The 20,682-nt window shown below is 37.8% G+C and carries 19 protein-coding genes; 7 read left to right on the top strand and 12 right to left on the bottom strand.

Annotated elements, in window-relative coordinates:
* Positions 1–20 precede the first annotated feature (20 nt).
* The 3 genes from C9J36_RS06575 to C9J36_RS06565 form a co-directional block, all read right to left on the bottom strand.
* Positions 21–836 carry an MBL fold metallo-hydrolase gene (locus tag C9J36_RS06575; RefSeq protein WP_107942574.1) on the bottom strand — a complete coding sequence of 272 codons (816 nt, stop codon included), beginning with the start codon at positions 834–836 and terminating at the stop codon, positions 21–23.
* A 103-nt stretch (positions 837–939) separates the two neighbouring features.
* Positions 940–1,746 (bottom strand): sulfurtransferase, encoded by an 807-nt coding sequence (locus C9J36_RS06570; protein WP_107942573.1) that lies wholly within the window; start codon positions 1,744–1,746, stop codon positions 940–942.
* 248 nt (positions 1,747–1,994) lie between these two features.
* Positions 1,995–5,603, bottom strand: a complete 3,609-nt coding sequence (locus C9J36_RS06565) for a dynamin family protein (protein WP_107942572.1) — start codon at positions 5,601–5,603, stop codon at positions 1,995–1,997.
* Positions 5,604–6,138: 535 nt separating this feature from the next.
* Between C9J36_RS06565 and C9J36_RS06560 the strand changes: the two genes are divergently transcribed.
* The 4 genes from C9J36_RS06560 (at position 6,139) to C9J36_RS06550 (ending at position 9,109) form a co-directional block, all read left to right on the top strand.
* Positions 6,139–6,597, top strand: a complete 459-nt coding sequence (locus tag C9J36_RS06560; protein WP_066163629.1) for a chemotaxis protein CheX — start codon at positions 6,139–6,141, stop codon at positions 6,595–6,597.
* A 213-nt stretch (positions 6,598–6,810) separates the two neighbouring features.
* Positions 6,811–6,933: a hypothetical protein gene (locus C9J36_RS17590; RefSeq protein WP_268807853.1), complete on the top strand. Its 123-nt coding sequence runs from the start codon at positions 6,811–6,813 to the stop codon at positions 6,931–6,933.
* A 30-nt stretch (positions 6,934–6,963) separates the two neighbouring features.
* Positions 6,964–7,464, top strand: a complete 501-nt coding sequence (locus C9J36_RS06555; RefSeq protein ID WP_066163632.1) for a cytochrome c oxidase subunit II — start codon at positions 6,964–6,966, stop codon at positions 7,462–7,464.
* Positions 7,442–9,109, top strand: coding sequence for a cbb3-type cytochrome c oxidase subunit I (locus tag C9J36_RS06550; RefSeq protein ID WP_107942571.1), 1,668 nt, complete (start codon positions 7,442–7,444; stop codon positions 9,107–9,109). The genes C9J36_RS06555 and C9J36_RS06550 overlap by 23 nt, the downstream gene beginning before the upstream one ends.
* Before the next feature lie 182 nt (positions 9,110–9,291).
* Here the strand turns inward: C9J36_RS06550 and C9J36_RS06545 are convergent, their stop codons facing one another.
* The gene (locus tag C9J36_RS06545; RefSeq protein ID WP_107942570.1) at positions 9,292–9,846 is read right to left on the bottom strand and encodes a hypothetical protein; all 555 of its coding nucleotides are present in this window, start codon (positions 9,844–9,846) and stop codon (positions 9,292–9,294) included.
* Between the two features lie 243 nt (positions 9,847–10,089).
* Between C9J36_RS06545 and C9J36_RS06540 the strand changes: the two genes are divergently transcribed.
* Positions 10,090–10,314, top strand: coding sequence for a helix-turn-helix domain-containing protein (locus C9J36_RS06540; protein ID WP_066163636.1), 225 nt, complete (start codon positions 10,090–10,092; stop codon positions 10,312–10,314).
* 4 nt (positions 10,315–10,318) lie between these two features.
* A complete protein-coding gene (locus tag C9J36_RS06535) occupies positions 10,319–11,005 on the top strand; it encodes a hypothetical protein (protein WP_107942569.1) in 687 nt (228 codons plus the stop codon).
* Position 11,006: 1 nt separating this feature from the next.
* On the opposite strand, the gene C9J36_RS06530 is transcribed toward C9J36_RS06535, so the two are convergent.
* The 5 genes from C9J36_RS06530 to C9J36_RS06510 form a co-directional block, all read right to left on the bottom strand.
* On the bottom strand, positions 11,007–12,935 hold the full coding sequence (locus C9J36_RS06530) for an Eco57I restriction-modification methylase domain-containing protein (protein WP_066163642.1): 1,929 nt from the start codon (positions 12,933–12,935) through the stop codon (positions 11,007–11,009).
* 210 nt (positions 12,936–13,145) lie between these two features.
* The gene (locus C9J36_RS06525; RefSeq protein WP_107942568.1) at positions 13,146–14,645 is read right to left on the bottom strand and encodes a carboxypeptidase M32; all 1,500 of its coding nucleotides are present in this window, start codon (positions 14,643–14,645) and stop codon (positions 13,146–13,148) included.
* Positions 14,646–14,700: 55 nt separating this feature from the next.
* Positions 14,701–15,636, bottom strand: a complete 936-nt coding sequence (locus C9J36_RS06520) for a hypothetical protein (protein ID WP_066163644.1) — start codon at positions 15,634–15,636, stop codon at positions 14,701–14,703.
* Complete coding sequence (locus tag C9J36_RS06515; RefSeq protein WP_161956381.1) at positions 15,623–16,129, bottom strand: RNA polymerase sigma factor; 507 nt, start codon at positions 16,127–16,129, stop codon at positions 15,623–15,625. Before C9J36_RS06515 ends, C9J36_RS06520 begins: the two co-directional genes overlap by 14 nt.
* 43 nt (positions 16,130–16,172) lie before the next feature.
* Positions 16,173–16,733, bottom strand: coding sequence for a TetR/AcrR family transcriptional regulator (locus tag C9J36_RS06510; protein ID WP_066163648.1), 561 nt, complete (start codon positions 16,731–16,733; stop codon positions 16,173–16,175).
* A 164-nt stretch (positions 16,734–16,897) separates the two neighbouring features.
* On the opposite strand from C9J36_RS06510, the gene C9J36_RS06505 reads away from it, so the two are divergent.
* Complete coding sequence (locus C9J36_RS06505; protein ID WP_066163650.1) at positions 16,898–17,656, top strand: SDR family oxidoreductase; 759 nt, start codon at positions 16,898–16,900, stop codon at positions 17,654–17,656.
* A gap of 208 nt (positions 17,657–17,864) precedes the next feature.
* Here C9J36_RS06505 and C9J36_RS06500 read toward each other — a convergent pair whose 3' ends face one another.
* From C9J36_RS06500 to accC, 3 genes are all read right to left on the bottom strand, one after another.
* Positions 17,865–18,272: an Asp23/Gls24 family envelope stress response protein gene (locus C9J36_RS06500; protein WP_066163653.1), complete on the bottom strand. Its 408-nt coding sequence runs from the start codon at positions 18,270–18,272 to the stop codon at positions 17,865–17,867.
* A gap of 252 nt (positions 18,273–18,524) precedes the next feature.
* A complete protein-coding gene (locus C9J36_RS06495) occupies positions 18,525–19,154 on the bottom strand; it encodes a hypothetical protein (RefSeq protein ID WP_107942566.1) in 630 nt (209 codons plus the stop codon).
* Positions 19,155–19,308: 154 nt separating this feature from the next.
* Positions 19,309–20,670 carry an acetyl-CoA carboxylase biotin carboxylase subunit gene (accC, locus tag C9J36_RS06490; RefSeq protein ID WP_066163656.1) on the bottom strand — a complete coding sequence of 454 codons (1,362 nt, stop codon included), beginning with the start codon at positions 20,668–20,670 and terminating at the stop codon, positions 19,309–19,311.
* Positions 20,671–20,682: the final 12 nt, after the last annotated feature.

The following is a 20,682-nucleotide window of genomic DNA, read 5'->3' as shown; positions in this document are numbered from 1 at the left end:
GCAAAAAGGTTACAAAAAACTTAATTTAATTTTTTTTCTTTTAAAATGGATGTTACAATATGCAACGAATCCCACTCACCACGTGAAAAACGGGTAATAGGATAGTTTTTCGTGAATAGCTGTTTATTGATTTCCCTAGCGGTGAGACCTTGCTTATGTAGGGAGAGTATTTTCTCTTGCAGTGTTAATAAATATTCCTCTTTCGCTTGAAGTGCTTTACGTCCATTTTTCAATAAGCCACCATGACTACAAAAAACATCCTGAAAATCATATGCTAATACCTTTTGCAATGACTGAATGATTGTTGGTATACTTTCATCACTTAAAATAAGTCTCGTTTTTGTTGTCACATATAAATCACCCGTAAATAGCTGACCTGTTTCTTTATTTAGGAATGCAACGTGGTCAATCGCATGCCCCGGTGTTTGAATGACATCCCATTCAGCCGTTTTCGAGCTAAATGTGCTTGCAATTGGCTGTGCTTGAAACGCTTTGCGCGCCCCCCAAAATACTTTACGATAAAATGGATACGCTGCTTTTTCTGCGCATTCCTTTAGCAATGTTCGTTCAATATAAACAGGATAGCCTTGCAGTTGTAGAAAGGCAGCATTACCTGAATGATCCTCATGATGGTGCGTTAAGACAACTTGCTCGAACTGCTGCTCCTTTAAAAATTGCTGAAATAGCTTACGTAGAGAATAGGCCCCTGTATCAATGCATATACCATCAACAATATAGCTATAAACATTTAACTGAACGCCTTGAAGAGCTACTGTCCCATTTCCGTAAGTAACGCCATTAAATTCCCCTTGCTCAAACTGTTTTTTTAAAAGCATCTTTTTCTCCCCCATTATGAATGAGTATTCATTTAAAGCGTAAAAGAAGCGGTTGTCCAAAAGGGCTTCCCCACTAGACAACCAAGACTTCTATATTCATTTCTTACTTATTTTCCCCTGTTTCTACTTCATAGGCTGTAATCCAATCACTATAACTACCCACATATAGACGCAATTGCTCATAGCCCGCCTCTGTTAGTACTGCAAATAATGGTGACGCTGTGACACCAGAGCCGCAATATACAACAACTTCCTCATCCTTTTTTACTTTTGCAAGTAGCTCTTCTGTCGGGGCAAGCGAAGCGCCTTTCTTCACCTGCTCCCAATCAAAGTTTTTCGCCGTTGGAATATGACCAGCAACTGGATCAAGCGGCTCATGCTCTCCGCGGTAACGATTCGCTGCACGTGCGTCAAGTAATGTTGCTTGTTCTTTGCCGTCAGCTATATTTTTCACATCCTCACGCGCTGCATACATTTGCTCTTGCCATTGCAAAGTTAGGGTTGTTTGTGCATATTCTTTTTGTGCTGTCGTTACTTCAAACTTCTCTGCTAATGCAGAAAAGCCGCCATTGACAATATATACATTTGGGAAACCTGCAAACTTCAACATATACCAAGCACGTGCCGCAAACGGCATTCCGCCTTGGTCATAAATATAGATGATATCTTCATAACGCAAGCCAGTGCGCTCAAATAATGATTGCAATTGCTCTTTTTTAGGCATTGGATGACGTCCTTCTTTACTCGTCATATCAGATAAATCACGATTTAGATCCCAGTACACTGCTCCGTTCATATGACCTTCTTTATACAATTGCAGCCCTTCATCTGCATTTGTCAAAGAAAAACGCGTATCAATAAAACGCGATTCTTCCTTTATTTCATCCACTGTGACAAATACTTTAGCCATAAATATCTCTCCCTTTTCTCCGTATTATTAGACTGTAAAATCTATTTTCGACCAACACGACATTGGTCACACAAGGGTTTTCACATTCTGTGAAAACCCTTGTGTTCCGCTATCACTAATCTGGGATATGCCAATAATTGAAAATACACTAAAGGTTAAGTGGAAGTTCAACTGCCCGTAAAAGCCCGATTGGTTCAACTAACAATCAGTGGGGATGAGGAAACCCCCCCACTGATTGAAGTTTCACTTTATTTAAGCTGAGCGTAAATCTCTTTCCACTCGCCTAATGCACTTTCCTCCTGTAGCAGGCGGCGCTCCGTAGCAATTTGCTCTAGTGCCTGTGCACGTATATATTGAGATAATGCATTTGCTTCATCTGCTACATAGCCTGCTACCCATTCACGTAATCTTGCTTTTTCGGCATCTAAATACAACTGTGCATCAGGCTTCGTTAATTGCTCTAATGCATCTTTTAAATGCTCTTTTTCATTTTTTTCGAAAAATGCTTTCACGTTTTTAAAATGCGATTTAACAGAAGCATATTTACTATGCTCTGTAAATGGGCCGGCAAATTCTAAAATTGTCGGCTTTGTTGGCTCATACGCAAGAAAGGCAAAGCTATTGTTTATTTCTTTCAAGCTACGCGCTTCCTCTTTAAAGCGCTCAGCAATGCGTTTTTCAACAAATTGCGTTAAGCGGAAGTTCGTCACACGTAGCTCCTGTGTAAAGTCGAAGCTTAATGCTTGCAGCACTTCCTTTAATGATGTTTCTAAAGCAGCGGCAGCAGGCATCGCGGCAAATTGCGATGGATTATAGCTTTCGCGGAAGAAATCCGGATAACGATAGTATACGCGCTGCATTACATAATATAATAGCTCATCTAGCTCTTGATTTGCGTCTGATTCCAACATCGCGGTTTGCACGCTTGTATATGCTTTTTCAATATGCTGCTCCAGCTGTGTGAGCTCCTCTAAACGGTCATCTTTACGTAAAAGATTCGCCTCCGTTTGCACGATTAAATCATGTAAACGCGCATGCGCCTTCTCGACTTCCTCTTGCAACGCTTGAACCGTAAGTGCTTGTAATTCGTCATTTAAGAAGTGCTGGAATGCCTCCTCAAACGCCGGCATACCTGAAGCTAAGTCTTGTGCCTGCTGCTTTTCACGCAATGCCTGCAAACTCGATACACCATAAAGGCGAGGGAAACGAATACCAAAGCGTTGCAATTCGCTACGCACATAATTTTTTACATCTTCCTCTTCCTCTTTCGTGTTTGCTAAATCGATAGCATTAACGACGAAGAACATTTTATCAAGCTCAAATGCATCTTTGACACGTCCAAGCTGAATTAAAAACTCACGGTCTGCTTTGGCAAAAGCATGATTATAATAGGTAATAAATAAAATCGCATCGGCATTGCGGATATATTCGAATGCTACACCTGTATGGCGCGCATTAATTGAATCTGCCCCAGGTGTATCAACGAGTGTGACACCCATTTTAGTAATTGGTGAATCATAATAAAAATCAATATTATCAACGAAGCACGATTTATTTTCCTGTGCAACAAATTGCTCAAACTGCTCACGATTGACACGTAGCACTTGACCAAGTTGCTCTTTAAATTCGTTATAGCCTTCTGCATATGCACGAATAAATGACTTATGAATATTCAAACGTTCATCTACTAGCTTCACTGCCAAGCCTTCTTCCGCACGTGTATAAGCTTCCTTTAAAGAGGAAACCGTTAAACCAATCGCGGCATACGAACCTTGAATATCTTCTAGCAGTTGCTCGGCTGTTTTTAGCCTTACATCTGCTGTTTCATGTGGATGCTCCGCAGTTACTGGACGAATTTTATTAATAGCGGCTGTCGTTGGGTTTGGTGACACAGGCAATACTTTTGAGCCCATCAGCGCATTTGAAAAGCTCGATTTCCCAGCGCTAAACGCCCCGAATAATGCAATGGTAAAATCCTTCTTTTGTAAACGCTCGACTTTTTTCTGTAAGAAGCTTGCGACTTCCGCAAAACCTTGCACATTACCAATCGCATTTGCAGTTTTTAATGCTTGCCTAATGACCTCTTCTGTTTGGTAGCTTGCGTTCGCTACTTGTTGCTGCTCAAAATGTTCGACAATTTGCTGTTCCTCATCTTTAGCTAACATCTCTTCACTAAATGGGCGAATTTCTGCTAACGCTCGTTCAAAATCGCTTTGCCATTTTGCTGTTTGTGATTTAGCCAATGCGCGTGTTTCATTTTTCGCCTGCTTCATTTCTTTATCGCTATATGCTTTCTGTTCATCAAATTGCTGAATTTGACGAATCGCATCTACTTTCGGCTGAAGTGCTGCTGTTTTTAATTTCACTGGTGCACTCGCCTCTGTTGCTACTTGTGATAATAATGGCTTCTGCTCCTCAAGCCATGCATCCGTTGTGCGGATGAAAAATCGTTTTGTAGCTTCTGCCACACGGTTGGCAAAGTTCAATAAAGCATCGCCTGTCACAAGTGCACCAGACTGTACTTGCTCCTCAATAATGGAAAATGGCAAAGCAAAGCTGTGCTGGTCAATGGCCGTAGCACGCTCCTCATTTAAAGCACCAACATTTCTTAGCGCTTCTTTCATTAATGCTTTTATATGCCCAATAATTTGCGACTGTACTATCGCTTGGTAGGCAGCATTCGCCTCCTCAATACGACGCTCTCGTTCCTCCGCTGTTTTGCGCTTCGCACTAAATAACCCACCTACTTTAAAGTTTTCCTGCTTACTCTCTAAGTAGCTGCGTAGCTTCTCACGGAAATCTGCTGGAATAATAGCTACATTTGCTAATAAATCTTTACGCTTTTCATCAAATGTTTGCTGCCATTCTTCATATGAGAATAACGTCGTTTGACGAGCTAAATATTCGTATTGCTCTAAAATATCTGCGCGAGTGTCCCAATCTTCTGCCTGCAGCACCTCCGCAAATTCCTCAAGGCTTTCTTCCTTTTGTTGCGCTAAAAAAGCCTCGTGCTCATGATGTAGCTTTTGCAGCGTGTTTTTCGCTGTTAGAACAAGCTGCTCCTGCCAATCCTTCATCGAGTCCATAACGATTTTTTTTACTTTTGTAAAATCATTATGCGGATGCTCCTTATCCTTTAATGAAGTAAAGAAAATATCTTTCGGCTCTACGCCCCATGCTGCGAATGATTGATGAACTGATTTACGGAAATCCTCGAAAGATAATTCGGCATCTCGGTGCTTATCGATTTGGTTAACAATTAAATAGACATTCGGATTATATTTCATCAATTGCTTCGTAAATTGGAAATTCAACTCGGATTGGACATGGTTATAGTCCATCGTATAAAAAACAATATCTGCAATATGCAGCGCTGATTCTGTACTCATCGCATGAGCATCATCTGTTGAGTCTACCCCCGGCGTATCCATTACCGTTACACCTAATGGTAAATTAGAGCCGCTATGGCCAATTTCAATTTGTGATACGAGCTCTCCGTTTTTGCTAAGCTCTTTTACTGTTTTAAAATCATAGCCTGCCTCAAATTTGACTGGCTTATCGTGATGCATATAAACAATTGCATAATCCTCTTCTGCTTTATGTACTTTTACAATATTAGCACTTGTCGGAATCGGGCTTGCTGCTAAAATATCTTCACCTGATAAAGCATTAATCATGCTCGACTTCCCAGCCGAGAAATGTCCAGCAAAACCGATAACATATTCTTTTTGTAAAATTTTACGTGCAAATAAATTCAGCTTCTCCATACGCTCTATATCTTCATTATTTTTATAAATTATGTATTGGATTGCTGATTGCTGTAGCAGCTCCTGCAATTGTTGTTCAAAAACTTCCATTATACTGTAATACCCCTTTATTCTTATTGTTTCTGCATTTTGAGCGCGATGAACGCCCATAAACGCTACTTGCAAACAGTGTGAGCACCGATTGAAGTTTCACTTTATATAGTACCACGCTTTGTTCGAAAATTTCGCTATATAATTGAAAAAAACGAGGGTGATGTCTAAAAAACAGTACACTGTCTGCTATTTAGACGCTCTCGTTAATGCTTTTTCAAAGAATTTAGCAAATATTTAATGGAGAAGCAGAAGGCTGCCCGAAAAGATATAAACTTTTCGGACAGCCCCCTTTCGTCAACTCGATTTAATTGTATTTTTTAACACGTATGAGCCTATTGCTGCATATACAACAACTACGATGCCAGTCATCGCAAAAATCATACGGGACACCTCACTTAATTTGATACTGAGAATCATTTTCATATCTATTATACTAATATTTTTTCTTTGTCGTCAATCCACATTGTATTCTATATTTTTAGATGCTTTCATGATACTATTGAATAAATTAGCTAAAAGGATGTGGTATATTATGAGCACTTCGAAGCATGTACAAACGATTTTAAATGGGACAATACACTCATTAAAAACTATTTTACCAATGGACATAGATGTTAAATCCCCTTCTCTTACTACCGAGCCATACATACAGCAAGAAATGGGCGTACTCATTGGTTTAATTGGCGATTTAAAGGGTCGTATTATTATTGATAGTACACCAGAGGCATTTGGGTCAATCGGAGCTGCTATGTTTGGTATGCCACTAGAGGGGGCAATGCTAGAATCATTTACAGGCGAGCTTGGCAATATGATTGCTGGCAATCTTTGTACACATGTAGGCACTGAAAATTTAGAGCTAGATATCACACCTCCTACAGTAATGGTTGGTCATACAAAACTTTACGGTTTCCAACATGCTTTCCGTCTCCCTGCAACGCTCGGCGGTATTGGTGACATTACAATTTTACTAACAATTGATGATGAGGAATAATTACTGCGAAAACAGCTAGTAGGCATATGCCTACTAGCTGTTTTTATGAGGAAAACTCGTCCTTCATTTTATGAAAATATTACTCTTTCCATACTTCACATTTTTTTCACAAAATTTCGTAGCAACTGTGATTTTTATCACATCGTCATGTATGTGTTTTCTATATGATTAAAACAAGTACGAAATATACATCTAATAATAGGAGGGACAATGATGGCGAAAAAGAAGAAGGCGGAAGAAAACTTAAAAGGAACGCTTGTTATGACCTTAACCCTTGGCGGAATCATTATTTTAATATGGGCCTATTGCTTCAGCCTATTTATGGATCGTTTTTAAAGACATTAAACGTTAAAGGAGTTGAAAACAATGCATCTACATAAGTATGAAAAATGGTGGATGGTGTTTGGTGCTGGTACGCTAGTAGCTTTCTTAATTATTTTAGGTATCGGTGCTTTCCACAGTGGCTCACATCCAAATGACTCTAAAAAAACTATCGATTATGAGAGAGTCGAAGATTTCAAGCCATTTGACAATCCCGGTGTCCATAAAGTTGAGGGCAAGGATTGGGATTATGAAGTCGTACTAATTGCTTCAGCATTCAATTATAATCCCGGCGTCATTGAATTACCGGTAAATGCAAAAGTGAAATTTATCGCAACGACAAAGGATGTTATTCATGGATTCCAAGCAGCAGGAACAAATATTAATATGATGCTTGAACCTGGTTATATATCTGAATATACAACAGTCGTTAATAAAACAGGTGAATACTTAATCGTATGTAATGAATACTGCGGTACAGGGCATGCATTCATGTATTCTACATTAAAGGTGGTGGACCCAAATGCAACAAACGATGGTGAATAAAATTATGAAGGTTGACCCGCGCGATGCAAAGTTAGCCATGGCAAACTTTTATGTTGCATTTATCGCATTGCTTGTCGGCGGTTTAGCTGGTTTATTACAAGTATTAGTTCGTTCAGGTCAATTTAAGTTACCTTGGGGCATTGGTTATTATCAGGTTTTAACAGTTCACGGTGTATTACTCGGTCTTATTTTAACAACATTCTTTATTTTAGGCTTCCAAGTCGCTGCAATTAGCCGCACAGTAGGACCTCTTACGGACGGACAACGCAAAATTGGTTGGTTAGGCTTCTGGCTTATGACTGCTGGTACTGTAGCAGCTTCTGTCATGGTACTTTTAAACAAAGCCACTGTATTATTTACTTTCTATGCACCATTAAAAGCGCACTGGATTTTCTATTTAGGCTTAACATTCGTAGTAGTAGGTTCTTGGACATTAATCGCACCTCAAATTATGCGCTTTTTCGCTTGGCGCAAAGAGAATAAGGGTGAAACTTCTCCCCTCTTAGCATTTATGGTGACGGTAAATAACTTTCTTTGGATTGTCGCAACATTAGGCGTTGCTATTGAAGTATTATTCATGCTTTTACCATGGTCATTAGGTTTGGTTGAGCGCGTAGATGTGCTTTTAAGCCGTACATTTTTCTGGTATTTCGGGCATGCGCTTACGTATTTCTGGTTACTACCTGCTTATATGGCATGGTACACAATTGTACCGAAAATTATCGGTGCAAAAATTTTCTCTGACGCATTAGCTCGCTTAGCATTTTTACTATTTCTCATCTTCTCTGTGCCAATTGGTATTCACCACCAATTAACAGAGCCGGGTATCGATGGACTATGGAAGTTCATTCAAGTTGTTTTAACATTCTTCGTAACCGTGCCATCATTATTAACAGCATTCGCCATGTTTGCGACGTTCGAGTTGCGCGGGCGTGAGCTAGGTAGTAAAGGGCTTTTAGGCTGGTTTAAAGCTTTGCCATGGAAGGATAGTCGATTTTTACTACCTTTCATCGGAATGGTTGCTTTCATTCCTGGTGGTGCAGGCGGTATTGTCAATGCATCACACCAAATGAACCAGCTTGTTCATAATACAATTTGGATTACTGGTCACTTCCATTTAACAGCAGCAACAACTGTTGCCTTAACATTTTTCGGGGTTGCCTTCTGGCTAATTCCACACTTAACAGGACGTGTACTAACAAAAAAGCTAAACTTCTTAGGTGTAATTGTCGGTATTTTATGGGCTACAGGTATGTTCATCATGTCGAGCGCAATGCATATTGTTGGCTTACTTGGTGGTGCACCTCGCCGCTCAGAATACTCTGAGTATGGTGGTGCAACACAAGCAATGGAATGGATTCCATACCAAATTGCCCAGGCTGTTGGTGGCACGATTCTCTTCATCGCCATCATCCTGATTACGTATCTAGTTATTCAGTTAGCCTTTTTTGCACCAAAGGGCGAGCAAGATTTCCCTCTTGCAGAATTAGCACCTAGCGCAGAAAAAACACCTGCTATACTTGAAAACTTTAAAGTATGGGGCGTTATTTTATTAGCGATAATTCTTTTCGCTTATACAGTTCCAATCATTGATATTATTCAAAACGCGCCACCTGGCTCAAAAGGCTTCAACAATCTTTGGTAATGTAGAAAAAGCGTCCGTCAAGCACTGCTTAGCGGACGCTTTTGATGATGCAACTCCAAAGTGTTTGCCCTTAAAGACAGAGAGGGGCTTCTTTGAAAATGGGATAAATAAGCGGATTGTCTTTTGAACTAAAATAAACAAATGAAAATTAAATTTGCATTCGCAAAATGGAGCAGCTTTCTTCACTCAATCACTTCAAAAATTATTTTTGCTTCTAGTTTATATATATCCCCTATTATTTCATCTATCCCAAAATGGGTAATTGCTTTAATTTCATACTGTCCTGGTGGAAAGTTCATCTTTGCCATTTGTTGAAATAGCTCCTCACTATACGGCTTACCGCCCTGCCCTTCTATATAGGCACCTCCAGAAAAGCCGTAATCCTCTACTAAAGGTTGTCCCTTCGTTAATTTTGTATAAATAAGCGGTTCATTCATGGCAGCACCAAAATGATAATCTTCCGTTAAATTTGTCGTCTCTAAAAATAACCACGAGCCACCATGTGCTATATTGATAGCTGACTCCTCCCCTTCATAAATAAGCTCCGCCCGAATGACCAACTTTTCTCCTACTTTATATTGCTCCTTATCTGAGATGAGCTTTAATATAAACGGCTCCTCCTCTACTTGCGCTGTTGCTTGATTGAAGATTAACATGGGTGGCTCCTCCTGTTGTGACTGTGTGGCTCCACAAGCTGTGAGTAGCATTGTTAACCCTATAATTGAAAGCAATTTCACCGCTGCTCCCTCCTTTTATAGAAGTAGACGACTTAGAGGTTTATTTGTTACATAAGCCGATGATTTCACATGATGACCTTACCATATCGGTATGTCATGTCTAAATGTTTAATCTGTTAGAAGTACAGAAAATCTCAGTCTTTTTATTTCACAAATTTCAGAAGTGTGACTCAAAGTCTGTTGACTCAAAGTCGACATTTAACTAAAATTTGCTTGGTAAGATTTGCATAAAGGATGGGTTAAATGAATATTAAAGATAAAATTGGGCTGAGAATCAAGGAATTAAGAAAGCAAAATGAAATTAGTCAAGAAGGCTTAGCATATAAAACGGGTCTAGATAGAACATATATAAATAGTGTGGAGAATGGAAGAAGAAATGTGACAATAGAAACTTTAGAAAAAATCGCCAATGGTTTTGATATGAATATTTATGAATTCTTCAATACTAATTTTTTTAAGGGGGAATAAAATAGTGGATTTTAAAGCATATGAAAAACAATTATGTAAAAGCATAGAGCAAGAAGTTGAAAAAATTATACAATCTAACCTACACTTAAATATCCGTGCAAAAGCAAGGGCTGGTGCTGAAATAAGCGATTATTTAGAGGAACACTTTGTGATTTCTATTAATAACAATAATCATCCGTATTTAACTGATGCCGAACAAGCACCTAGAGGAGCAACTAAAAATCCATATGACGCCAAATGTTATTTTGATTATATGGGAAGAAAAGAGCTAATTTGGATAGACTTTAAAGCTTTTAAAACATCTTCATTAGATAGTAATCCTGATATTGGAACGCCGAATAAAGTAATTAAATTTATTAAGGAAGGGCATTTCTATTTAATATTTGTACTAGCCTACTATGAGGAAGATGGTGAAGGATTAAAGTTCGTCGAACACTCCGGGAAATATACAAAGGTTTATCCATTGAAAGATGTCAACCATACTTTTCGATTAAACCCTAAACCACAGCTGCAAGTGAATATGTCTGCTGAACCGGAATATAGAACGAGAGAACAATTTATTGAATTATTAATTCAAAAGCATAGGGAAAGTTATAATAGAAATATCATTGCCTTAAATCAAAAAATTGATAAGCTAGATGATATTTATATCCAACTTATCAATTCGAATAGGGACTCGGAAAAACAGTAGTTTAGTACATTTCAATATGCTCAAAGATAAACTTTTTCTCAGCCTCATTTATTCCGTAGTAATCAAAAAGTACATTGTTAATTTGCTCTATACCAAGTGATGTTTCAATCGTATTTGAAATGATTTCATCGGTAATTTCTAAAAGTTGATTCACAATGTTTTCGTCAAAGGTTAGTCGAATTTGTTTCAAATCACCAACCTTAATTTGCGGTTGTTTCCCTTTTGAAATTCGAATAATTCTTTTACATAAAGAGTAAAAAGTAAGTATAGTGGAATTGAGTTGAGCGCAAGTAACTTTTAATTTATTTACTGAGATTTCATCATCCTTCATCTCAGATAAGCAGTATAGACTATTATTTGCAGCTGCTGTTTCAAAGGATAATGTTGCAATTAATTGCTTTGCAGATTGCCTAATAAAAATTTTAGGTGATTTATATACTTCTAACTGGCCCAACCCAATTCTTTTCTTATTTTTAATTCCTTGTTTCTCAAGCTGTTCTTTTAATTCATCATTGATTCTGTCTTGTAACGGTTTGTTATACACGAAATATTTATCAAAGCTAAGTTCGCTAAAGGGCCCTTTTAAGCTCTTTGAACCTACATAATAAGGCATAATTTCATGAGGTGTTTCAATTTTTTCCTTATAGGTAAATCTATCCTCCATATCCAATAACATTGTACACGTTCTCAATGATTTACCGGGGAAAATAGAGAGGAGTGGCACGGACTTCTCCTCAATCTTCTTTAAAATTTCACTAGCCCGATGATCAATAATTGAAAATTTATTCTCTTCCTCTTCATACCAATTTTTCTGAAGTATTATTTGTTTTTCGCCTGTTTCATAATTTAAAACAGTAACTTTATTTTCTAGGTTTTCAGCTAAATTGCTATTTTTTTGTAAAGATATTATCACTTGTCCGCTTCCTACGCCATCAAATGTCGATAAATCAATTATTAAATATTTTATTTTAGTCTTTTCTATAATGTATTTTCTCAAATATTTATACGCTGTTTCAAATAAACTGACATCAACAATAAATGATATAGAGCCATTTTCCTTTAACCAGTCTATTGATTGTTCAAAGAAAAACATCGTCATATTAAACTTACCATTCTTCACATGAGATGGGACAAATTTATAATTATCAATATAATAATTTCTTTTTTCTTCTGATTTTTTCACACTTCTCCTACCATATAATGTAATATACGGTGGATTTCCTAAAACATAATCAAATTTATAAGCATCATCAGCAAGACAGTTAATTTTAATATTTTTAGCCTCTTCTGTTTCTACAAAATATAAATTACTATTAAACATCTCCATCTGTTCAATTTTATTTTCAGGCTTAAAAGTTGTATCAGTTACAAAAACTTTTGGATTTAATTCATTTATTAGCTTCGAATCTTCAAATAAATATGACATCAAACAATAAATATTAAGCTTTGTGAAAAAAACCATTTCATTTGAAATATCGAAACCAATAATATTGTTATTCACAAATTTTATAATTTCGTTTTTCGAGTAGCCGTTATCAAATAGGCTTTGAATAATCATCAGTATAAAAATTCCTGTACCACACGAAGGTTCAAGAATTTTCTTATCAATAATCGAATCAGATTTAAAATCAATTATATTATTGATTATTAGCTTTACAACATCTATATTGCTTGTGAAAAATTGCCCTTTTTGCTTTAATTCATCAATAGTATAGGTAGAATTAATTTCTAATGAAATTCGTATGAAAAACTCTAAAATATTTTTATCTGAAGTTGTTTGTGAATCGTCCAAAACTATATTTGTAGGTAATAATGAAACTATATTTACTGATTTCGTATGTTTAAAAAACGCATAATATTCATTAAACACTTTTTTAAACTTTAAAGAATCCATAATCCTTGATTCCAATTCTTTCTCTTGTACTACCATTTTTTATAGACCCCTTACTTTCGATGTAGATTATAAGTCACGTTAATGATATGCTAGTTTAATTTGACAGTCAACATTTTTATCATACAGTATATCCAACTAAAAAAACATGTTGAAATAAACTGAAGCTTTAAGCAATAAGGTTTTTAATGGGCTAATGGGATAGAAAAGAGGCATCAGAAAATGATTTTCCGAACGCCTCTTTTATTATTATAGCTGGTAAAGCTTTGTATATTTTTCTTTTAAATAATCTGCTAAATATTGTGCATTTAAGCCTTCACCTGTCGCTTCATATAATAGCTCAAAAGGCTTTTTCAGCGCACCATATTGATGCACCTTGTCTGTTAACCATTCACGGATTGGTAATAGCTCGCCTTTCCCGCATAGCTCATTAAAGTTTGGTATATCCTTATCCATCGCATGCTTCCATTGAGCAGCGTACATATAGCCTAATGCATAGGATGGGAAGTAACCAAAGCTGCCGCCGCTCCAATGTGTATCCTGTAACACACCTTCTGCATCATTTGCTGGGCGAACACCTAAATATTCCTCGTACTTATCGTTCCATACTTGTGGTAAATCTTCCACTTGCAAATCGCCGTTAAATAGCTCTCGCTCGATTTCATAGCGAATCATAATATGCAATGGATATGTTAGCTCGTCTGCTTCAATACGAATTAATGAAGGCTCTACAAAATTAATTGCCGCTAAGAAATCTTCTACTGCTACATCGCCAAATTGAGCTGGTGAATGCTTTTGTAGCACTTCAAAATGACGCTTCCAGAAGTCTACATTGCGTCCTACGAAATTTTCATAAAATAGCGATTGTGATTCATGTATCCCCATTGACGTACCGCTAGCGAGTGGTAAGCCCATTAGTTTTGGATCAATATTTTGCTCGTATAAAGCATGACCACATTCATGAATTGTTCCAAAAACAGCAGAGCGGAAATCATTTTCATCATACTTTGTTGTCACACGAATATCACCACTATTCAGACCAATCATAAATGGATGCACCGTTTCATCTAAGCGCCCTGCATCAAAATCATAGCCTAGCTTTTCCAATAATTCTAATGATGCTGCACGTTGCCCCTCTTTCGGGAAGTGCTTAAAGAGCATCGCTGTATCTGGTTTATTTGGAGATGCTTGAATCGCCTGAACTAAAGGCACAATCGTTTCGCGTAGCTCACCAAACACTTTGTCTAAAATATCTGTCGTCATGTCTGGCTCATATTTATCTAGCAATGTGTTGTAAGCTGAGCCATTTTTAATGCCCCAATAGCCAATAAATTTCTTTTGATAAGCTACAATGTCTTTTAAATGTGGTAAGAATAAAGAGAAATCAGATTTTGCTTTTGCCTCTTCCCATGCATTTTCTGCCTTCGCCTGCAAAATCACATATTCCTTATACTCAGCAGCAGGAATTTTCTTAGATTCATCGTAATCTTTTTTCACTTCTTCAAACAAACGCTTTGTCACAAAATCAAGCTCATTTTGCTTTGCTTCGAGCTCTGCAAGCATATTGCCTAGCTCTTCTGCTGTTTGCAATGCAAATAGCTCCGCAGATAATGTCCCGACAACCTCTGCTCGCTGCGCTAACCCCTTTTTCGGTGCACCTGTGCGCATATCCCAATAAATTACAGACAACGCCTCACCATAGTTTTGCATTTTCTTCACATAATCTACAAATTGTTGTTCAACTGTCATTTGTAAGCCTCCCTTTCCTCTCTATTATATTAGTTCGAGATTCGGAATGAAAGCATCAAATTAAGATAAGTACAATCGCCGATATGACAAAAAACATTGTCATGAACGCCCAAAGCCAGTTCGCACGCTTAATTCCTTTTTTCACCTCAAAATACTCAGCTAATAATAATGATAGTACTAAGCCACCAGCAATCAAACCAATATGCACCGTCCCTAAATAGTAGCTAGAAACAATTAAAGGGGTCACAAAAATAACGGAATACATGATTTTCCATGACCAATGTAAGCTTTTCTTTTTACCATCCTCATCTCGAGTATAGCGATTTTTACTAATGAAGGCGGCATCAATAATTAATATGCTGAAAAAGGCAATCCACGCGTATTTTTTCCAACTAGTCGATACCGTTTGATTCAAAATTCTCTCAAATAATATATAAAGAGCGGACACATCCTCTTCATTCGTTAATACATATTTCTTGCCACCATAAACGTCGTATAATTCAAAACGCTCCCCATAGTTGCTAGCAAACTTTAAATAAAGCTGCTGACCGTTTTGAAAGGTCAAAAGTAGCTGATACAATTGTATTTGCTGGGGCAGTTGCCCATCCCAAGCCTGCTCAATAACCGTCACATCTGTTATAATGCGTTGAAAATCTTTCAACAGCTGAGGGTCATTCGTCGACCTTTTATTCATATACATAACTGAATTCAAATTCAAATTACGCTCGGGCTTCGTTGTAGATAGCACTGTTAATTGCTGTAATTCATCTGTTAACTGTATTTGCTGTTGCACTTGCTCCTCATGTTTTACATCAATGAAATAGAACAGCAATAAAATACAGGCAATGGAGGCAATCGCCAATTGACGCGCGAATAATTGCTTGCGAGTTGTTCGCAAATGCTGTGCTTTAATAGATTCCTTTTGCTGTTGGCGCTGCTTTTCATCCCATTCCACTCTCGTTATTTGCTGCAAACGTTCATCTAATTTCATCTATTTCACCCCCAAGCAGCTTTTGTAATGCCTTCATGCCGCGCTCTGTCCGATTGCGCACTTGTGTTTCACTGCATCTTAAAATTTTTGCTGTTTCTTTGATGGAGTAACCTTCAATTTTCCGTAGAACAATGCATTCCCTATACGCTAATTTTAATTGCCCTAGTGCAGCATATAGCTCGGCATCAGCCGCTTGCTTCAGCAACCAAGCCTCCGGTGTATATGTTTCCTCGGTTCCTTCATAGTTTACAATAAACGGAATAAACTGAATCAAACGTTTGCGCCTATAGTAATCGTAAACGGTATTACGCGCAATGGTAACAAGCCATGTTTTAATATTGGCATCCCCGCGAAAGGTGATGCTACTTTTCAATGCTTTAACAAATGTATCCTGTGTCAAATCTTCAGCGGTTTCCTTATGGCCAACTAAAAAATAAATAAATTGAAATATTTCCTCGCTATATGTATCGTAGTGCTCCTCAATACGAAGCATGCGCATCCCCCCCTTATTTAATTAGACGGATGACATAAAAATTTTACTCACTTTTACTGCGTAAAATTTTTACGAGAATCTCGCTTAATTCCTCAGCCGTTTCCTGAAAATCACGCTGTGCCCACTTTAATGCTAAGCCTATAATGGCATTTGCTTGATATGTAACGAAATATTCACGCAGCGCCTCATCATAGCTAGAAACGTTCGTGCTTTGCTGCAAATTTAATGTAATTTGCTCTAGCAGCATATAATAATAAGCTAGTGGCACATTTTTAGAAAATACGATTCGATAAAAGCTTTCATATTTTTTAATATGATGAAAAATGCGAACCGTTTTCGGGTCAAGCTCTTTTATTTTCAACTGTGATTTTGTACGCAACGGCTCTAAATAAGCTTCGCGCAAATCGGCAATGATTTGCTCAAAAAAATCAGCAAAAAGAGCATCTACACTTTCATAGTGCAAATAAAATGTCCCACGATTAATTTGTGCTCTTTGGCAAAGCACCGATATTTTTATTTTCTCAAGTGGCATTTCTTTTAATAATGCGATTAATGATTCATGCAGCCGCTCTTTCGTTTTAATAATTCGCAAATCCACTGACATTTCCAACACTCCTATTCAACATTTTTTCATAAAACGTCGCTTAATGAACATCCTACGTTTTATTGCGTATTGAAAGCGTTATCACCTATAGATTATAATTTTTAATGAACAGATGTTCAATATTTTTTGTTTATCCACTCATCTAACATTAGGAGGAATTAGACATGAAATTACAAGGAAAAGTAGCAATCGTTACAGGGGCAGCATCAGGCATGGGTTTAGCAATTGCTGAGAGCTATGCGAAGGAAGGCGCAAAGGTAGTCGTTTCTGACTTGAATTTGGCAGGTGCTGAAGAAGTCGTAGCACAAATTAAAGCGGTGGGCGGCGAAGCTTTTGCGATTAATACAGATGTCACTTCTGAAGAAGATTTACAACGCTTATTCGATAAAACAATAGAAACATACGGTCAGCTTGATATTTTAGTCAACAATGCCGGCATTATGGATGGAATGGAGCCTGTTGGTGAGGTCGTAAATGAACGTTGGGCAAAAGTATTCGCTGTCAACACGACAGCGGTTATGCAGGCGATGCGACTTGCAACTGACATTTTCCTCAAGCAAGGTCACGGGGTATTTGTGAATAATATTTCAGCGGGGGGCTTATACGGGGCACGTGCAGGGGCAGCATACACTGCTTCTAAGCACGCAGTAGTCGGGCTTACAAAAAATACAGCCTTTATGTATGCCGACAAAAACATTCGCTGCAACGGCATCGCACCAGGAGGTGTAGCAACAAATATCGCTTCTTCCATGACGAGTGTTAGCCAAACAGGTATGCAGCGTCAACAGCTTGGTATGGCTATTAACCCTCGCATTGGCCAACCTTCAGAAATCGCTGCATTAGCCGTATTTTTAGGCTCTGACGATGCAAGCTTTATCAATGGTCAAGTCATCGCAGCAGACGGCGGCTGGACAGCTTATTAAGACGTACAAAAGGCAGTTTTAAAGACTGCTATTCAGACGTTTCGGTGATGTTTTATTAAAATCATCGCTATTTATAATATCGGTAGCGTTCAAAATGCTTGTTATGCAGGTTTTCTTGGACGCTACCGCAATTTTTATTACACCGTCTTATTAACAAAAAAAACTATCTGACAGCGTGCCATTACACTACTTTCAGATAGTTTTTTGATTAAGCCTTATTTGCACTAGCATTATCAAATTGGATTGCTGTAATATGCACATTCACTTCGCTCGTCTCAATTGCTGTCATATTAAAAATCGCTTGGCGAATTGATGCTTGAATATCTTTAGCTACTTTAGGTACTGTAAAGCCATATTTCACTGAGCAAAATACATCAATAACAATACGCCCATCCTCCGACATCGCAGATTTGATACCTTTTGAATGCACTTTTTTACCGAATTTTTCTACCACACCCGATGCAAAATTTCCGCGCGTCGCAGCTACACCTTCTACCTCTGTTGCAGCAATACCCGCAATTACCTCAATTACCTCAGGTGCTACCTCAATTTGCCCTAGCTCTTCTTTTCCTGTCGGCGTTGGTTGTACAAATGATGTTGGTTGTTTTTCAGCCATGTTCAGCCATCCTCTCTTTCTCTCGCATTGCTACTTAACTATAGCCATCTTCCACTTTTTATATTATACTACATTCCTTATGGAAAATGCTTAGCAATTGCATAGCAATTTTGTAGGGCATCCCAAAGGCCGTGCAGTTGCCGTTTTTGGGGATGCTGGCAGTGATGTTTCTTCAAAGGGGCTGCTCGGTCAAATAATAAGGGATTTATAGAAAACGGAAACATAAATATACCTTTAATGTAATAGTAAGGTTTATTTTATAAACACTATATATACCATATCCAATTCCATTGCATTCTCATATTCAAAAATTTTAACTTTTCTCTTGTATTCATTTTGTAAATTCTTCAGTAGATGCTCTGTTGCTTTCAAAGTATATTCTCCAAAATCATATATTACCAAGAACTTATAATACTTTTTAACGTCAATTGATTTCATCTTCGGTTTTCCTTCTAATAAACACTTAATATCCTTGATAATACCATTGCGTTGTGCTGAACCAAATTTAAACCCGTTGTTAATTGGTTTATTACATTTCACTTCTGCCAAAATTTTCATTTCTCCATTTACTACTATATCAAACCCATTATCGCTAGGCTTAGTAGCTAATACTTGTTCTAATGAACTCTCATAATATGGCGCTAAAATTAGAAAAGTATCATTCAACCAATTCATAAAATTAACCGTTGTTTTGTATGTGATGATATTATTAATATCTTGCAAGGTAGTTTTTAGCTCAAAAAAATCTTCTATACTTAGTTCTGAGTAGTAATCTCTACTCCCATTTGTGATTTTTGTACTTATAAAATCATTAAATTTTTCTTGTAATTTTTGTTCTTTGTTATATAAATAGTTCACCTTTTTCTCCTTTAACTTTTTCATAGAAAACACTCTTCATTGTCATATACAATACGATTACATTTTTTATTAAACTACCTAATATAATAAAAAACCTCCAACCTAAATAAATTTAGTTAGAGGTAAAAAATTTCGGATATTCCGATTTGTTTTATTCCAAGTTTTATTCCCTAAAAACTTACTTCGCCTTCTCAGCCACACCCAACACATCATTCTCTTCCAAGAACTTCGTGTTGAATTTCGCTGATTTGAAAACATCGTTGTTCATCAAAGCTTGGTGGAATGGGATTGTTGTATGAACACCTTCTACCATGAACTCGCTTAATGCGCGATTCATTTTAGCGATTGCTTCCTCACGAGTATCCGCGTGAACGATTAGTTTTGCTACCATTGAATCGTAGTATGGTGGAATTGTGTAGCCTGGGTAAACAGCTGAGTCTACGCGTACACCGTAGCCGCCTGGTGCTAAATAGTCTGTTACTTTACCGGCAGATGGCATAAAGTTTTTGTATGCGTTTTCAGCATTGATACGGCATTCAATTGACCAACCATTAATTTTGATATCCTCTTGTTTGAACGGCAATTTCTCACCAGCGGCAATTTTTAGTTGTTGTTGAACAAGGTCAACACCTGTAATCATTTCTGTTACTGGGTGCTCTACTTGAATACGCGTGTTCATTTCCATGAAATAGAATTTATCTGCTTGGTAATCGTAAATAAATTCGATTGTGCCTGCGCCCTCATAGTTACATGCTTTTGCTGCTTTGACCGCTGCTTCACCCATTTCTGCGCGGCGTTCCTCAGATAATGCTGGTGATGGCGCTTCTTCTACTAGTTTTTGCATGCGGCGTTGCACAGTGCAATCACGCTCGCCTAAGTGCACCACGTTGCCATGTCCGTCCGCTAACACTTGAATTTCACAGTGGCGGAAATATTCAATAAATTTCTCTAAATAAACACCTGGGTTGCCGAATGCTGCAGCAGCCTCTTTTTGTGTAATATCAATTCCTTTTACAAGCTCTTCCTCTGTGCGAGCGACGCGAATACCTTTACCGCCACCACCTGCTGTTGCTTTAATAATAACAGGATAGCCGATTTTAGCAGCCCATTCCTTACCTGTTTCGATATCTGGTACGATACCTGTTCCCGGTACAAGTGGTACATCAGCCTTCTCCATCGTTGCACGTGCCACATCTTTAATACCCATAATTTTAATTGAATCAGAAGATGGACCAATAAATTTAATGCCTGCATTTTCACATGCTTCTGCGAAATCGGCATTTTCCGCTACGAAGCCGTAGCCTGGATGGATGCCATCTGCACCTGTTTTTTGCGCTACGCCAAGTATTGCCGGGAAGCTCAAATAAGAATCTTTAGATAAACGTGGACCAATGCAATATGCTTCGTCCGCTAGCTTCACATGTAACGCCTCTGCGTCAGCCTCAGAATAAACCGCAACTGTTTCAATACCTAACTCTTTACATGCACGAATAATACGCACTGCAATTTCGCCACGATTGGCAATTAATACTTTTTTCATGAAAAGCACCCC

The sequence above is a fragment of the Metasolibacillus fluoroglycofenilyticus genome (genome assembly GCF_003049645.1).
In the GTDB taxonomy this organism is placed as follows: domain Bacteria; phylum Bacillota; class Bacilli; order Bacillales_A; family Planococcaceae; genus Metasolibacillus; species Metasolibacillus fluoroglycofenilyticus.
This window is presented reverse-complemented; position numbering and strand designations above follow the sequence as displayed.

Bases quoted from the DNA above. Each gene is read 5' to 3' on its own strand.
- C9J36_RS06575 (WP_107942574.1), bottom strand. From the start codon at position 836: ATGCTTTTAAAAAAACAGTTTGAGCAAGGGGAATTTAATGGCGTTACT.
- C9J36_RS06570 (WP_107942573.1), bottom strand. From the start codon at position 1,746: ATGGCTAAAGTATTTGTCACAGTGGATGAAATAAAGGAAGAATCGCGT.
- C9J36_RS06565 (WP_107942572.1), bottom strand. From the start codon at position 5,603: ATGGAAGTTTTTGAACAACAATTGCAGGAGCTGCTACAGCAATCAGCA.
- C9J36_RS06560 (WP_066163629.1), top strand. From the start codon at position 6,139: ATGAGCACTTCGAAGCATGTACAAACGATTTTAAATGGGACAATACAC.
- C9J36_RS17590 (WP_268807853.1), top strand. From the start codon at position 6,811: ATGGCGAAAAAGAAGAAGGCGGAAGAAAACTTAAAAGGAACGCTTGTT.
- C9J36_RS06555 (WP_066163632.1), top strand. From the start codon at position 6,964: ATGCATCTACATAAGTATGAAAAATGGTGGATGGTGTTTGGTGCTGGT.
- C9J36_RS06550 (WP_107942571.1), top strand. From the start codon at position 7,442: ATGCAACAAACGATGGTGAATAAAATTATGAAGGTTGACCCGCGCGAT.
- C9J36_RS06540 (WP_066163636.1), top strand. From the start codon at position 10,090: ATGAATATTAAAGATAAAATTGGGCTGAGAATCAAGGAATTAAGAAAG.
- C9J36_RS06530 (WP_066163642.1), bottom strand. From the start codon at position 12,935: ATGGTAGTACAAGAGAAAGAATTGGAATCAAGGATTATGGATTCTTTA.
- C9J36_RS06525 (WP_107942568.1), bottom strand. From the start codon at position 14,645: ATGACAGTTGAACAACAATTTGTAGATTATGTGAAGAAAATGCAAAAC.
- C9J36_RS06520 (WP_066163644.1), bottom strand. From the start codon at position 15,636: ATGAAATTAGATGAACGTTTGCAGCAAATAACGAGAGTGGAATGGGAT.
- C9J36_RS06515 (WP_161956381.1), bottom strand. From the start codon at position 16,129: ATGCTTCGTATTGAGGAGCACTACGATACATATAGCGAGGAAATATTT.
- C9J36_RS06510 (WP_066163648.1), bottom strand. From the start codon at position 16,733: ATGTCAGTGGATTTGCGAATTATTAAAACGAAAGAGCGGCTGCATGAA.
- C9J36_RS06505 (WP_066163650.1), top strand. From the start codon at position 16,898: ATGAAATTACAAGGAAAAGTAGCAATCGTTACAGGGGCAGCATCAGGC.
- C9J36_RS06500 (WP_066163653.1), bottom strand. From the start codon at position 18,272: ATGGCTGAAAAACAACCAACATCATTTGTACAACCAACGCCGACAGGA.
- C9J36_RS06495 (WP_107942566.1), bottom strand. From the start codon at position 19,154: ATGAAAAAGTTAAAGGAGAAAAAGGTGAACTATTTATATAACAAAGAA.
- accC (WP_066163656.1), bottom strand. From the start codon at position 20,670: ATGAAAAAAGTATTAATTGCCAATCGTGGCGAAATTGCAGTGCGTATT.